Source organism: Streptacidiphilus fuscans, from assembly GCF_015690355.1.
GTDB classification, from domain to species: Bacteria; Actinomycetota; Actinomycetes; order Streptomycetales; family Streptomycetaceae; genus Streptacidiphilus; species Streptacidiphilus fuscans.
This window is the reverse complement of the sequence record NZ_JADPRT010000008.1, coordinates 91,326-104,633: the sequence shown is the minus strand read 5'-3', so window position 1 is coordinate 104,633 and position 13,308 is coordinate 91,326. Positions and strand designations below refer to the sequence as shown.

The following is a 13,308-nucleotide window of genomic DNA, read 5'->3' as shown; positions in this document are numbered from 1 at the left end:
GTCAGAGGTTCCGACCGAATCGAGAAGGGTTCAACGTGTACGCGATCGTGCGTAGCGGCGGACGGCAGCACAAGGTTGCCGTCGGCGATGTTTTTGAGGCTGACAAGGTCGACGCCAAGGTCGGCGAGACCGTTGAGCTCTCGACGATCCTGGTCGTCGACGGCGAGGCCGTCACCAGCGACCCGTGGGTCCTGGCGGGTGTGAAGGTCCGCGCCGAGGTGGTCGACCACCACAAGGGCGAGAAGATCCGCATCCAGAAGTACAAGAACAAGACCGGCTACAAGAAGCGTATGGGCCACCGTCAGCGCCACACCGCGCTTCGCGTGACCAGCATCGACTCGGCGAAGTAAGGGGCGAGGGGAACCATGGCTCACAAGAAGGGCGCAAGCTCTACCCGTAACGGTCGTGACTCGAACGCCCAGCGCCTGGGCGTGAAGCGTTACGGCGGCCAGGTCGTCAACGCCGGCGAGATCATCGTCCGCCAGCGCGGCACCCACTTCCACCCGGGTGCGGGCGTCGGCCGTGGCGGCGACGACACGCTGTTCGCGCTGCAGGCCGGTGCCGTCGAGTTCGGCACCCGTCGCGGCCGCAAGGTCGTCAACATCGTCCCGGTCGCCTGAGCTTTTTCGGCCGACACGTAGGACCCAGCTGTACCTCGCTGAGGGTGGATCGGAACATTCCGGTCCACCCTTGGTGTTTACAGCGGCATTCACGAACCGCTGACTCACGAACCGTACGAACCGTACGGACCTTCCCGCCAATCGAGAGGCGCCCGCATCATGACCACCTTCGTTGACCGCGTCGAACTGCACGTCGCCGCGGGTAACGGGGGCCACGGCTGCGCCTCCGTGCACCGCGAGAAGTTCAAGCCGCTGGGTGGCCCGGACGGTGGCAACGGCGGACGCGGCGGCAGCGTGACCCTGGTCGTCGACCCGCAGGTCACGACGCTGCTCGACTACCACCACCACCCCCACCGCAAGGCCGGCAACGGCAAGCCCGGCGCCGGCGGCAACCGCACCGGCGCGGAGGGCGAGGACCTGGTGCTCGCGGTCCCGGACGGCACGGTCGTCATGGACCGCAAGGGCAACGTGCTGGCCGACCTGATCGGTCACGGCACCTCCTTCGTCGCGGCCGCGGGCGGCATCGGTGGCCTCGGCAACGCCGCGCTGGCCTCGGCGCGCCGCAAGGCGCCCGGCTTCGCGCTGCTCGGCGAGCCCGGCGACAGCGCCGAGATCGTGCTGGAGCTCAAGTCCGTCGCCGACGTGGCGCTGGTCGGCTACCCGAGCGCGGGCAAGTCCTCGCTGATCTCGGTGCTCTCCGCCGCCAAGCCGAAGATCGCGGACTACCCGTTCACCACGCTGATCCCGAACCTGGGCGTGGTCACCGCCGGGTCCACCGTCTACACCATCGCCGACGTGCCGGGTCTGATCCCGGGCGCCAGCCAGGGCAAGGGCCTGGGCCTGGAGTTCCTGCGCCACGTCGAGCGCTGCTCGGTGCTGGTGCACGTGCTCGACACCGCCACGCTGGAGTCCGACCGCGACCCGCTCACCGACCTCGACGTCATCGAGGACGAGCTCAAGCAGTACGGCGGTCTTGAGGACCGGCCGCGCATCGTCGTGCTCAACAAGGTCGACATCCCCGACGGCCAGGACCTGGCCGACCTGGTCCGCCCCTCCCTGGAGGAGCGCGGCTACCAGGTCTTCGAGGTCTCCGCGCTCGCCCACAAGGGCCTGCGCGAGCTGAGCTTCGCCCTGGCCGGGATCGTCGCCGAGGCGCGCGCCGCCAAGCCGGTCGAGGAGTCCACCCGGATCGTCATCCGCCCGAAGGCCGTGGACGACGCGGGCTTCTCGGTCGTCTACGACGAGCACGAGGACCTCTACCGGGTCACCGGCTCCAAGCCGGAGCGCTGGGTCAAGCAGACCGACTTCAACAACGACGAGGCCGTGGGCTACCTCGCCGACCGCCTCAACCGCCTCGGCGTCGAGGACGAGCTCACCAAGCTCGGCGCCCGCGAGGGCGACACGGTCGTCATCGGCGCCACCGAGAACGCCGTCGTCTTCGACTGGGAGCCGACCATGGCCTCCGGCGCGGAGATGCTGGGCCGCCGCGGCGAGGACCACCGCTTCGAGGCGCCGCGTCCGGCCGTCGACCGCCGTCGCGAGCGCGAGGCCAAGCGCGCGGACGCCGCGTCCGAGGAGTTCGCGCACTTCGACCCGCTGAGCCGCCACGCGATCGAGTCGGACGAAGACTACTGAGTCCTCGGGCAGCTTCTGCCTACAGTGGCCGTATGGCCACAGTCGAGTACATCCGTTACCGCATCGGTCAGGACCGCCGGGACGCGTTCGAAGCCGCGTACCAGCGGGCCGCCCAGCCCCTCGCCGCCTCCGAGTACTGCGTCGACTACGAGTTGACGGAGTGTGAGGAGGAGGCGGGGGTCTTCGTGCTGCGGATCCGGTGGACGTCCACCGAAGGACATCTGGAGGGCTTCCGGGCCTCGCCGGAGTTCAAGGAGTTCTTCGCGGCGATCCAGCCCTACGTCGACGACATCGAGGAGATGCGCCACTACCGCGCCACCGGCGTGGTCGGCGCGGGAGCGGCGGCCGAACGCCCTGATCCGACGCTGTACGAGTACCTGGGCGGCGCGCCCGCGCTGTCGCGGCTGACCGAGGTCTTCTACGGCAAGGTGCTGGCCGACGAGCTGCTCGCGCCCGTCTTCGCGGGCATGGATCCGGAGCACCCGCAGCACGTCGCGCTCTTCCTCGGCGAGGTCTTCGGCGGCCCGCCCGCCTACAGCGCCGAGCGCGGCGGCCATCCGCACATGATCTCCCGTCACCTCGGCCGCGCGCTGACCGAGCCGATGCGCCGCCGCTGGCTCTGGCTGCTGGAGGACGCGGCCGACGAGGTCGGCCTGCCGACCGATCCGGAGTTCCGCGCCGCCTTCCGCGGGTACCTCGAATGGGGGACGCGGATGGCCCTGATGTTCTCCGCGCCGGGCGCGCAGCGCGTCGTGCACACCCCGATGCCGAAGTGGGGCTGGGGATTGACCCCGCCGTACCGTCCCGAGGGCTGAAACCCGGGTGATCTCCGTGGTCCGCTTCGCGTAGATTGCTGCCCATCAGCGCAGCAAGGTGGCGCAGCAGCGTATCGGCGGACGCACGGGTAGCACGGGAGCGACGGCGTGACAGGCAGCAACATCCGGGAACTCCGGGAAGACGTGCTGCAGGCGCGCCGCATCGTGGTGAAGGTGGGCTCCTCGTCGCTCACCACCGCGACCGGCGGCCTCGACGCGGACCGGGTCGACGCCCTCGTCGACGTCCTGGCCAAGGCCCACGAGCGCGGCACGGACGCCGGACCGGTGGAGATCGTGCTGGTCTCCTCCGGCGCGATCGCGGCCGGCCTCTCCCCGCTCGGCCTGGAGAAGCGCCCCTCCGACCTGGCCCGGCAGCAGGCCGCCGCCAGCGTCGGCCAGGGCCTGCTCGTGGCGCGCTACACGGCCTCCTTCGCCCGCTACGGCCTGCGCGTCGGCCAGGTGCTGCTGACCGCCGACGACGCGTCCCGGCGTGCCCACTACCGCAACGCCTACCGGACGCTGGAGCAGTTGCTGGCCATGGGCGCGGTCCCGGTCGTCAACGAGAACGACACCGTCGCCACCGCCGAGATCCGCTTCGGCGACAACGACCGGCTGGCCGCGCTCGTCGCCCACCTGGTCCGCGCCGACCTGCTGGTGCTGCTCTCCGACGTGGACGGCCTCTACGACGGCGACCCGAGCAAGCCGGGGACCAGCCGCATCGCCGAGGTGCACGGTCCTGACGACCTCGCGGGCGTCGAGATCGGCAGCGCGGGCAAGGCCGGGGTCGGCACCGGAGGCATGGTCACCAAGGTCGAGGCCGCGCGGATCGCCACCGGCGCGGGCATCCCCGTCATCCTCACCGCGGCCCGCCACGCGGCGGCCGCGCTCGCGGGCAGGGACACGGGAACGCTCTTCCACCGTACGGGCAGGCGTGCGGCCGACCGGCTGCTCTGGCTGGAGCACGCCAGTTCGCCCCGGGGCGCGATCACCCTCGACGCGGGGGCCGTCGCGGCCGTCGTGGAACGGCGAACTTCGCTGCTCCCCGCTGGTGTGACCGGAGTTGAGGGAGATTTCGCTGCGGGCGATCCGGTGGACCTTCTTGACGAAAACGGCCACATCGTCGCGCGCGGGCTGGTCAACTTTGATGCAAGGGAGCTTCCCCGGCTCCTCGGCCGGTCGACGCGGGACCTGGCGCGCGAGCTCGGCCCCGCCTACGAGCGGGAGGTCGTGCACCGCGACGACCTCGTCGTCCTGACCGGCTGAGGCGCCGACGGTTGCTGGCTTGAGATTCAGGAGCACAGACCGCGGGGACGAATCGCCGACAGGGAGGCCGCCGGTGGGACGCAGGCGCCAGGGAGCGCGACCCGTGGGCAGTGGGGGAAGCGGAGGCAGCGGGAGCGGGGGAGCCGGCGGAGGCGGCGAGGGCCGCGCACGGGCGGTGCTGACCAGCATCCCCGGCGGCGCGGGCGCGCCCGACCCGCACGCGGGCGCCGACCACGACCGCGCGGACGCGCCGGAGCACGCGGGCCGGGTCCAGCCGGGCTCCAGCGCGGCGGAGATCGGGCAGCGCGCCCGCATATGGCACGTCGTGCTGAACGTCGCCGGCCGGGTCACCCCGCTGCCCCAGCTGAAGCAGGGCCTGGAACAACTGGCCCACGAACACCCGCCCTTCCTCACGGCCCGCTACGCCGCGGACCACGCGGAGATCCGCTACTGGGAACAGGCCGACGACCTCCAGGACGCGGCGGCGCTGGCGCTCCGCCTGTGGGGTGAGCACCGGGTCACCGCCCAGCTGCCCCCGTGGGAGGTGGTCGGCCTGGAGGTGGTGGACCGCCCGACGTACCACAAGCGCATCGCCGAGGGGTACGGGGAGCCACCGGCGTTCCTGGGGGGAGTGCACCCGTACTGACCTGGTGGTTCGGCGCGGGGGGCGTTGTACTACCTCAGGGGCGCGGGGCTCTGCTGATATGCGGCTCCGCCGCTTGGGCGCGACAAGGCGGGCTGATGCTGCCGCAGGTGGTTGCACTATCTAGGGGCGCGGGGAACAGCGCGACAAGCCACCCGCGCAGGTAGAGCACCGAACGAGCAGGGCCATCCGCACAGGGTGGTTGCTCGCGCAGTTCCCCGCGCCCCTAGATGTTGCATCGTCCCGTCTCTCCAAATCTGCTGGTCTCACCCACTGAAAGTGCCAACAGCCACCCTCGCCGGAGGCTTTACGCTGTGCGTATGAGCAGCCACTCCGTCGAGTTCCCCTCGCCCGATCTGCCCTCGCCGCTGCCGAAGTCGCCGGTGCTGCAGGCCGCCTACCGGGCGCGCGCCGCCGCCGCGACCCTCGCGCCGCTGCCGCGGACGCCGAAGGACGATGCGCTGCTCGCCGTCGCGGACGCGCTGCAGGTGCGGACGCGGGAGATCGTCGAGGCGAACGCCGAGGACGTGGCGCGGGCGCGGGCCGCGGGGACGGACGAGGCCGTGGTGGACCGGCTGACGTTGACGCGCGAGCGGATCGCCGCCATCGCCGAGGACGTGCGGAAGGTCGCGGGGCTGCCCGACCCGGTCGGCGAGGTGGTGCGCGGGTACACGCTCCCCAACGGGCTGGACGTCCGCCAGGTGCGGGTGCCGCTCGGGGTGGTCGGGATCATCTACGAGGCGCGTCCCAACGTCACCGTCGACGCCGCCGCGCTCTGCCTGAAGTCCGGCAATGCCGTCCTGCTCAGGGGTTCCTCCTCCGCGATCGCGTCGAACCGGAAGCTGGTCGAGGTGATCCGCGACGCCGTCGGCGGCGCGGGCCTGCCCGCGGACGCGGTGCATCTGGTGCCGGGGGAGAGCCGCGACTCCGTGCAGGAGCTGATGCGGGCGCGCGGGATGGTCGACGTTCTGATCCCGCGCGGCGGCGCCTCGCTGATCCGTACGGTCGTGGAGCAGTCCACCGTGCCGGTGATCGAGACCGGCACCGGCAACTGCCACGTCTATGTCGACGCCGACGCCGACCTGGCCATGGCCGTGGAGATCCTGGTCAACTCGAAGGCGCACCGGGTCAGCGTCTGCAACGCGGCCGAGACCTTCCTGGTGCACAAGGACATCGCCGACACGTTCCTGCCGCTCGCGCTGGCCGCGCTCGCCGACGCGGGCGTCACCGTCCACGGCGACGCCCGGGTGCAGGAGGTGGCGGAACGCGAGGACACCAAGGCGGTCGTGGTGCCGGTCACGCCGGAGGACTGGGAGACCGAGTACCTCTCCTACGACATCGCCGCCGGTGTGGTCGACTCGCTCGAGGACGCCGTCGCGCACATCCGGCTCTGGTCCTCGGGCCACACCGAGGCGATCGTGACGACCTCTCAGGCCGCCGCTCGCCGCTTCACCCAGCTGGTCGACTCGACCACGGTCGCGGTCAACGCCTCGACCCGGTTCACCGACGGCGGCCAGTTCGGCTTCGGCGCGGAGATCGGCATCTCGACGCAGAAGCTGCACGCCCGTGGCCCGATGGGCCTGCCGGAGCTGACGTCGACGAAGTACATCGTCACCGGCGACGGCCACATCCGCCGCTGACCTCGCGGTAGGGCGGCGCAACCCGCAGACAAAGCGGGCGTGCTGCCCTAGGCTGATGCTGTGTCCGACGGTCCCGACCGCAGCACCGATCCCTTCGACGGCGCAGGCGACGACGACCACGGCCTGGTGAACGGGGAGTTCGCCGCCGTGGTGTTCGACGAGGCCTTCGTCCGTGGGGCGCTGGTGCACGAGCCGTCGGCGACCGAGCGCGCTCTGGCGACCGGCACCCGCGCGCCGATCGACTACGCCGACGTGGACGAGGACGACGATCCGGACGGCCTTCCGCTCGAACTCAAGCCGCTGCCCTACGCGGACCGTCACCCCGGTCGCTGGCAGCGGGTGGTGGCCCGCGTGATGCTGGTCGTCATAGGGATAGTGGCCGTGCTGGGCGCGGCGGCCGCGGTCTACCGGGCCTCGGGCGGATCGGCTCCCGGCACCAACCGCGGGCCTGGGCCCTCGGCGCCCTCGTCGTCCAGCTCACCAGCTGTGTTGGCGCACAGCTGAGCACATCCGAGTCATCGGAGCATCTCGGCTACGGCCTGTTTGTGGTGAATGTCTCATTTGTCCGTCAGCTGACGAACAATCAAGGTCACTTCCCACCCAGAACTTGCCGGGCCGGGCATCTCCCACTTACGGGAAGCGACTTACTCTAGGTTCATGGGCGGCCCGACAGAGCCCCCCGAGGGCGGGCCGGAGGGCAACGCCGGGGGCGAGGACGAGTTCCGATCCGTCGTGTTCGACGAATCGTTCATCCGTGCTGCCCGGATCCAGGAGCTCTCCGCCAGTGAGCGGCTCTCCGGCGGGCAGCGGGCGGTCCGCCGCCGCAGCGGCAGGGGCGGCGGCAACGGGGAGGGTTCGAGTCACCACGGCCACGGTGGCGGCGGGCTGCCGCGCCAGGCCCTCGCGCTGATGCTGCTGATCGGCTTCGCCTTCGCCACGGCCGTCTACATGGGCGTCCGCCATCCGTACCCGACGCCGGTCTCCGGCGTGGCCGCCAACCTGAGCGTCCAGATCATCCCGCTGCAGCCGGGCCCGAACGGCATTCCCACCGGGCGGGCCACCCTCCCGGCCGGGCCGGTCGGGAGCAGCGGCGCGAGCGGAACGCCGAGCTCGGCCGCCAGTGGCGCCAAGGCGAGCGGCAGCAGCCAGCCCAGCACCAAGCCCACCGGCTCGGCCAAGCCCTCCGCGTCCGGCTCCGGCGGCGCGTCCGCCTCGGCCTCGCCGTCGGGCGGGGACACCACCGGGCCCTTCGCCGGGTTGCCCGGCTCGCAGTTCCTGGCGGTGGGGGACCAGGGTTTCAACCTGCCCAACGCCCGGCACACCGACCACTTCACCCACGACCAGGTGCTGGCCGCGCTCACCACCGTCCAGGACTACCTGAAGGCCTCCTCGCTCGACCCCGAGGTGCTGTCCGGCCAGGACACCGACGCGGTCCGGCTCTGGATCTCGCCTGGTCAGTACCCGCAGTTCGACCAGAGCGTCAGCCATCCCGTCGACGACCAGCGGCACGAGGCCACCGGCTGGATGGTCCGCTTCGACCCGGCGACGACGCAGCTGGCCACCCAAGAGGTGCTCGTCGGGCCCGGCCAGATCAGCTACAGCGAGCTCGACGCCCAGACACTCCAGGTGACCAGCGACTACACGTTCCTGTATGCGCTGACGCCGAAGCAGAGCGCGGCCGCCTCGCCCGCCGCCGCACCGTCGTCCACCCCGGCCGCGTCCGGTTCGGCGGCGGCCTCGGCGTCGGGCGGGGCCAAGGCCGAGGCACCGCAGGTCCAGCCGGTCGTCTACTACGCGGTGCGGCGCTCGCTGACGTACTGGCTGACCCCGGACGACATCATGAGCCGCCGGGTCCAGCTGGTCGACTCCGTCGTCCAGGCCGGCGCCACCAGCTGCGACGCCGACCAGAGCGCCTATCTGGAGCCGCTCTTCCCGCAGCAGCACGCGAGCGGTTCGGCCGCCAAGGGGTCCGGGTCGGCCACCCCACGTCCGAGCGGCCCGAGCGCCAGCCCGAGCCCGACCGGGATCGACCCGTTCGACCACCAGTCCAACGCCTGGACGGTCTGCGGAACCCTCCAGGGCACCATGTGACGGAAGGGCCCTCCGGAGCAGCTCCGGAGGGCCCTTGTCACTGTGTTGCCGGGGTCTTGGCTCAGGCCTTGCCGTCGCCGTCCACGGGGGCGTCCCCGTCGGGCGCGGAGTCCGCGTCCGAGCCGTTGCCCGAGGTGCGGCCCGCGAAGACGTCCCGCAGCTTGCCGCCCAGGTCGGCGGTGCCGCCCGCGACGTCGCGGATCAGGCCCATCAGCGGGTCCTTGGTCTCCTTGAAGGACTGCGCGTAGGAGTCCGCCGCCGCCTTGGCCTGCTCGCGGAACGAGGCCTCGGTGTCCTCCTCCCGACGCGGGTAGGCGCCGGCCATGATCGAGCGGTACTCGTCGCTCTCGGCCCACTTCTTGATCTTCGCCACCCGGACCGCCGCGAACGGGTGCGACTGCGGCAGCACCTGCAGCAGCTTGATCACGCCGTCGCGCAGGTCACCGGCCTTGTCATACTCCTCGGCCTGCTCCAGGAAGGCATCCGTGTTCATCTCGTGCAGGTGGTGGCCACCGGCCAGCTTCATCAGGCCGCGCATCGAGGCCTGCAGGTCCTGGCCCACCAGCAGCCCGGCCCGGTCGCAGGAGAGCTCGGCCTTGCGGAACCACTCGTTGAGCGCGGTGATCAGCGCGCCGATCGCCAGGCCGCCGAGCGGGATGAAGGCGATCCGGGTGGCGATGTTGGTGAGGATGATCAGCATGGTCCGGTAGACCGCGTGGCCCGACATCGCGTGCGCGACCTCGTGGCCGATCACCGCGCGCATCTCCTCCTCGTCGAGGAGCTCGACCAGCGCGGTGGTCACCACGATGACCGGCGCGTCCATGCCGATGCACATGGCGTTGGGACGCGGGTCCTGGGTGACGTAGAGGGCGGGGACCTGCTCCAGGTCCAGGATGTAGGCGGCGTCCCGCACCATCTCGTGCAGCTGCGGGAACTGCCGCTCGCTGGCACGGACCGCGGAGGCCAGGAACATCAGCCGGACCGCGCGCTCGGAGACGAAGCCGCCGAGCTTCTTCAGGATGTCGTCGAAACCGCTGAGCTTGCGCAGGGCCACCAGCGCCGAACGGTCGGCGGGGTGCTCCCAGGCGCGGGTGGAGATGCCGGGGAAGCGCTTGCGGGCGCGGCTCGGCACGTTGCTGTCGTTGGGCTGGGTCATCTGCTGGTTCCTCCCGGATGACCGCGGACCCCGGTACCTGCCACCGGCCCCCGCCGTCCTGTGACTCGACTTGTATTCGCTGCGCATGCGCTGCGGTCACGCTACTGCTCGTCCCCTCACGGGGGAGACGTTCCGGCCCGGTGTCGGGTTCCCGACGCGCCAGGACTACCCTCGGAGGGCGCCACCACTCCGTTCGAAGGGCTTCCCCCATGCACACCAACGACGCGCTGCTCCAGCTCGCCGCCATCTCCAACGGCAGCGGGCCGGGCATGTTCCTGCGGGTGCTCGTGATCGCTGCCATCGTCGGAGTGGTGATCATGGCATTCGTGCTGCTGCGCGGCTACCGCGACTGAGCAGAGTGCGTAGCATGACCATCACCAGCCAGACCTGCCACCGAGTCAGAAAGTCCGACTTCAGATGACTTCACACGTCACCGCCGCGATCGCCCAGCTCGCCGAGGGCAATGGCCTGCACGACTCGCTCCAGCCCTGGCTCACCGGTGGTGGCGCCCTGGCGATCCTCCTCGGGCTGCTCTTCCTCACCACGCGTTTCAACAAGGACCGCTAGAACGTCACGCGATCCTGACGGCGCGTTCACCCGCGTCAGGGGCCTGCCCTGGGCTCGCAGTCGGGGTCGCCGGGCCGGGCCACCGACCCCAGCGTCGTGGCCCGGCGGGATCGCGTAGGGTGACCGCCTATGAGAGAGCACGCCGAGGCTCCCGCCGGTGCCGAGCCGCTGAAGAAGCGGCTCGGGGTGATGGGCGGCACCTTCGACCCGATCCACCACGGCCACCTCGTCGCCGCGAGTGAGGTGGCGAGCCTGTTCCAGCTGGACGAGGTCGTGTTCGTGCCGACCGGCAGGCCGTGGCAGAAGTCCGGCCGCCCGGTCTCGGCAGCCGAGGACCGCTATCTGATGACGGTCATCGCCACGGCGTCCAACCCGCAGTTCTCGGTCAGCCGGATCGACATCGACCGCAGCGGGCCGACGTACACCATCGACACCCTGCGCGAGCTGCAGAGTGAGCACCCGGACGCGGATCTCTTCTTCATCACCGGCGCGGACGCCCTGGAGCAGATCCTCTCCTGGCGGGACGCCGAGGAACTCTTCGACCTGGCGCACTTCATCGGAGTGACCCGGCCAGGGCACACTTTGACGGACCCCGGTCTGCCCGAGGGCGGCGTGTCGCTGGTGGAGGTCCCGGCACTGGCCATCTCCTCCACCGACTGCCGCAAGCGGGTCGCCCGGGGCGAACCGGTCTGGTACCTCGTCCCCGACGGCGTGGTGCGCTACATCGACAAGCGCCGTCTCTACGCCGACCTGCTCGACGATCTCGACGATCTCGACCAGGAGACCGGCGAGGAGAACGACCGGGGCAACGACCACGGAAACGGCAAGGGGAACGCAGTGCCGACCGGGCCGAACGAGGGAACTGGGATAGGGGCGGCGTGACCGGAACCGCAGACCGCAGGGGACCGGGGGACCAGGGCCAGGAGTTCTACGGCGGCGTGCCGCAGCAGAACTCCTACGAGCAGGGGTACCAGGACCCCTACACGGGCGAGTGGGTCTTTCCTTCGCAGCAGCAGCGGCCTGCGCAGGAGCAGTACGGCAGCCGGCAGGCCTACCAGCAGCAGCCGGGCCACGAACAGGGCGGTTACGGGCAGGCCGGCTACGAGCAGGCCGACTACGGCCAGGGTGGCTACCAGCAGAGCGGCCACGAGCAGTCCGCCCACCAGCAGACCGGCTACAGCCAGGCGTACCAGCAGCCGGGTTACGACCAGCCCGGCTACGAGCAGCCCGGTTACGAGCAGCGCGGCTACGACCAGCCCGGCTACGGCGGCGACCAGAACGGCTACGGTCAGCAGGCCTACCAGGGCCAGGACTACTACCAGGACTACGGCCCGGCGGACACCGGCTCGTTCGCGCCCCCGGCCGCCGCACCGCAGGCGCCGACGCAGCCGCAGTACACCGCGGAGCAGCAGTACCGGGTCACCGAGCCCGCCGCCGCGCGGAGCAGCGCCGGGACTGCCGCGCCCAAGACCGCCGGCGCCGCCGCGCCCAAGGCTCCCGGGCCGCTCGACGACAAGGCCTACAGCGAGGACTCCTTCGCCTTCGTCGACGAGGCCGAGGAGGAGTCCCAGGACGTCATCGACTGGGTCAAGTTCTCCGAGACCCGAGGCGAGCGCCGCGACGAGCGGCGCCGCAAGCTGCGCAGCAGGGGACTGGCGCTGCTGGTCACGCTGGCCCTGATCGCGGTCGGCGGCGTCGGCTACCTGTGGGCCACCGGCAAGATCCTCTCCTCCGCGCCGACCACGGTCGCCGCCAGCACGCAGCGCGAGGTCATCGCGGTCCACCTGCACGACCTGAACAAGAACGTCTACAGCGCCCTGCTGGTCTCCGAGCCCAGCTCCGACAAGGGCGTGACCCTGCTGCTGCCCGGCACGCTCGGCATCCCGCAGGAGTCGTCCAGCACGCTGCTGCCGCTCTCCACGGCCGTCGACAGCCAGGGCACCGACGCCACCCGCACCGGGATCAACGCGCTGCTCGGCACCGACGTCTCCGGCACCTGGGACGTCTACGAGCCGTTCCTGCAGAACCTGGTCGACCTGGTCGGCGGGGTCCAGGTGCAGAACGACGTCCCGATCACCGTCAACGGCAAGCAGGTCGCCACCCCCGGCCAGAACCTCCTCAACGGTGCCGGGGCCATGGCCTACGCCACCTACCAGGGCAAGGGCGAGCCGGCGCAGGCGCAGCTGGACCGGTTCGGCCAGGTGCTGGCCGCCGTCGTCAAGGCGATGCCGACCGACCCGACCGCGGCCGCGACGAAGATCGACGAGATGGGCGCGGTCGCCGACCCGTCGTTCTCCGACAGCCAGTTGGGCGCGCTGCTGGCCCGTCTTTCCACCGACGCCCGCTCCGGCTCGTACTCCACCGAGACCCTGCCGGTGCAGGGCAACGGCACGCTCGGCGGCGACGCCGCGTCCATGGTGTCCGGCCTGCTCGCGGGCAAGGTCAACAACCAGAACGGCGCGCAGGTCGCGGCCCGGGTGCAGATCGTCGACGCCTCGGGGAACGCCAAGGCGCTGACCAACGCCGAAGCCGCGGTCACCAACGGAGGTTTCACGCTGGTTCCCGGTGGCGGCAAGCAGTCCGAGCGCAGCAGCTCGGAGATCACCTACACCGACGACTCCCGCCTGAAGGACGCACAGACCCTGGCCAACTACCTGGGTCTGTCCAATGCGGCGATCAAGAAGGTCTCCCCCGGCAGCCAGTCGGTCGACCTGCTGGTGGTGCTGGGCCACGACTACAAGGTCGGCAGCTAGCCGATCGAAGTCGGCACGGTCGACGCTGCGTCGACGGCCCGCCCACGGTCGCGTGGATGCCCGCGAAGGTGGTACTCCTCCCGGTGGGGACCGGGGTGTGAGCAAACGCCTTCGCGGGCTGTCCG

The 13,308-nt window shown here is 71.1% G+C and carries 13 protein-coding genes and 1 pseudogene; 13 read left to right on the top strand and 1 reads right to left on the bottom strand.

Annotated features, from left to right (window positions below; translation table 11 throughout):
* Positions 1 to 35: 35 nt before the first annotated feature.
* The 9 genes from rplU to I2501_RS20150 all read left to right on the top strand — a co-directional run bounded on the left by rplU (position 36) and on the right by I2501_RS20150 (position 8,707).
* Positions 36 to 350: a 50S ribosomal protein L21 gene (rplU, locus tag I2501_RS20190; protein WP_196195531.1), complete on the top strand. Its 315-nt coding sequence runs from the start codon at positions 36 to 38 to the stop codon at positions 348 to 350.
* A gap of 15 nt (positions 351 to 365) precedes the next feature.
* A complete protein-coding gene (rpmA, locus tag I2501_RS20185; protein ID WP_196195530.1) occupies positions 366 to 620 on the top strand; it encodes a 50S ribosomal protein L27 in 255 nt (84 codons plus the stop codon).
* A gap of 159 nt (positions 621 to 779) precedes the next feature.
* The gene (obgE, locus tag I2501_RS20180; protein WP_196195529.1) at positions 780 to 2,255 is read left to right on the top strand and encodes a GTPase ObgE; all 1,476 of its coding nucleotides are present in this window, start codon (positions 780 to 782) and stop codon (positions 2,253 to 2,255) included.
* A 32-nt stretch (positions 2,256 to 2,287) separates the two neighbouring features.
* Complete coding sequence (locus tag I2501_RS20175; RefSeq protein WP_196195528.1) at positions 2,288 to 3,070, top strand: group II truncated hemoglobin; 783 nt, start codon at positions 2,288 to 2,290, stop codon at positions 3,068 to 3,070.
* 144 nt (positions 3,071 to 3,214) lie between these two features.
* Positions 3,215 to 4,333 carry a glutamate 5-kinase gene (proB, locus tag I2501_RS20170; protein ID WP_196195725.1) on the top strand — a complete coding sequence of 373 codons (1,119 nt, stop codon included), beginning with the start codon at positions 3,215 to 3,217 and terminating at the stop codon, positions 4,331 to 4,333.
* Positions 4,334 to 4,436: 103 nt separating this feature from the next.
* Positions 4,437 to 4,979, top strand: a complete 543-nt coding sequence (locus I2501_RS20165) for a hypothetical protein (RefSeq protein WP_408022758.1) — start codon at positions 4,437 to 4,439, stop codon at positions 4,977 to 4,979.
* Positions 4,980 to 5,296: 317 nt separating this feature from the next.
* Positions 5,297 to 6,616 carry a glutamate-5-semialdehyde dehydrogenase gene (locus I2501_RS20160; RefSeq protein ID WP_196195526.1) on the top strand — a complete coding sequence of 440 codons (1,320 nt, stop codon included), beginning with the start codon at positions 5,297 to 5,299 and terminating at the stop codon, positions 6,614 to 6,616.
* 60 nt (positions 6,617 to 6,676) lie between these two features.
* Positions 6,677 to 7,120, top strand: a complete 444-nt coding sequence (locus tag I2501_RS20155) for an SCO2583/SCO2584 N-terminal domain-containing protein (RefSeq protein WP_196195525.1) — start codon at positions 6,677 to 6,679, stop codon at positions 7,118 to 7,120.
* Between the two features lie 153 nt (positions 7,121 to 7,273).
* Complete coding sequence (locus I2501_RS20150) at positions 7,274 to 8,707, top strand: SCO2583 family membrane protein (protein ID WP_196195524.1); 1,434 nt, start codon at positions 7,274 to 7,276, stop codon at positions 8,705 to 8,707.
* Positions 8,708 to 8,768: 61 nt separating this feature from the next.
* On the opposite strand, the gene I2501_RS20145 is transcribed toward I2501_RS20150, so the two are convergent.
* Positions 8,769 to 9,863: a M48 family metallopeptidase gene (locus I2501_RS20145; protein WP_196195523.1), complete on the bottom strand. Its 1,095-nt coding sequence runs from the start codon at positions 9,861 to 9,863 to the stop codon at positions 8,769 to 8,771.
* Positions 9,864 to 10,072: 209 nt separating this feature from the next.
* On the opposite strand from I2501_RS20145, the gene I2501_RS20140 reads away from it, so the two are divergent.
* From I2501_RS20140 to I2501_RS40650, 4 genes and pseudogenes are all read left to right on the top strand, one after another.
* A complete protein-coding gene (locus I2501_RS20140; protein WP_196195522.1) occupies positions 10,073 to 10,216 on the top strand; it encodes a hypothetical protein in 144 nt (47 codons plus the stop codon).
* Between the two features lie 64 nt (positions 10,217 to 10,280).
* Positions 10,281 to 10,430 (top strand): hypothetical protein, encoded by a 150-nt coding sequence (locus tag I2501_RS20135; protein ID WP_196195521.1) that lies wholly within the window; start codon positions 10,281 to 10,283, stop codon positions 10,428 to 10,430.
* A gap of 129 nt (positions 10,431 to 10,559) precedes the next feature.
* Positions 10,560 to 11,174: pseudogene (nadD, locus tag I2501_RS20130) on the top strand (nicotinate-nucleotide adenylyltransferase); the annotation flags it as partial.
* A 134-nt stretch (positions 11,175 to 11,308) separates the two neighbouring features.
* The gene (locus I2501_RS40650) at positions 11,309 to 13,183 is read left to right on the top strand and encodes an LCP family protein (protein WP_196195519.1); all 1,875 of its coding nucleotides are present in this window, start codon (positions 11,309 to 11,311) and stop codon (positions 13,181 to 13,183) included.
* The last annotated feature ends 125 nt before the right edge of the window (positions 13,184 to 13,308 follow it).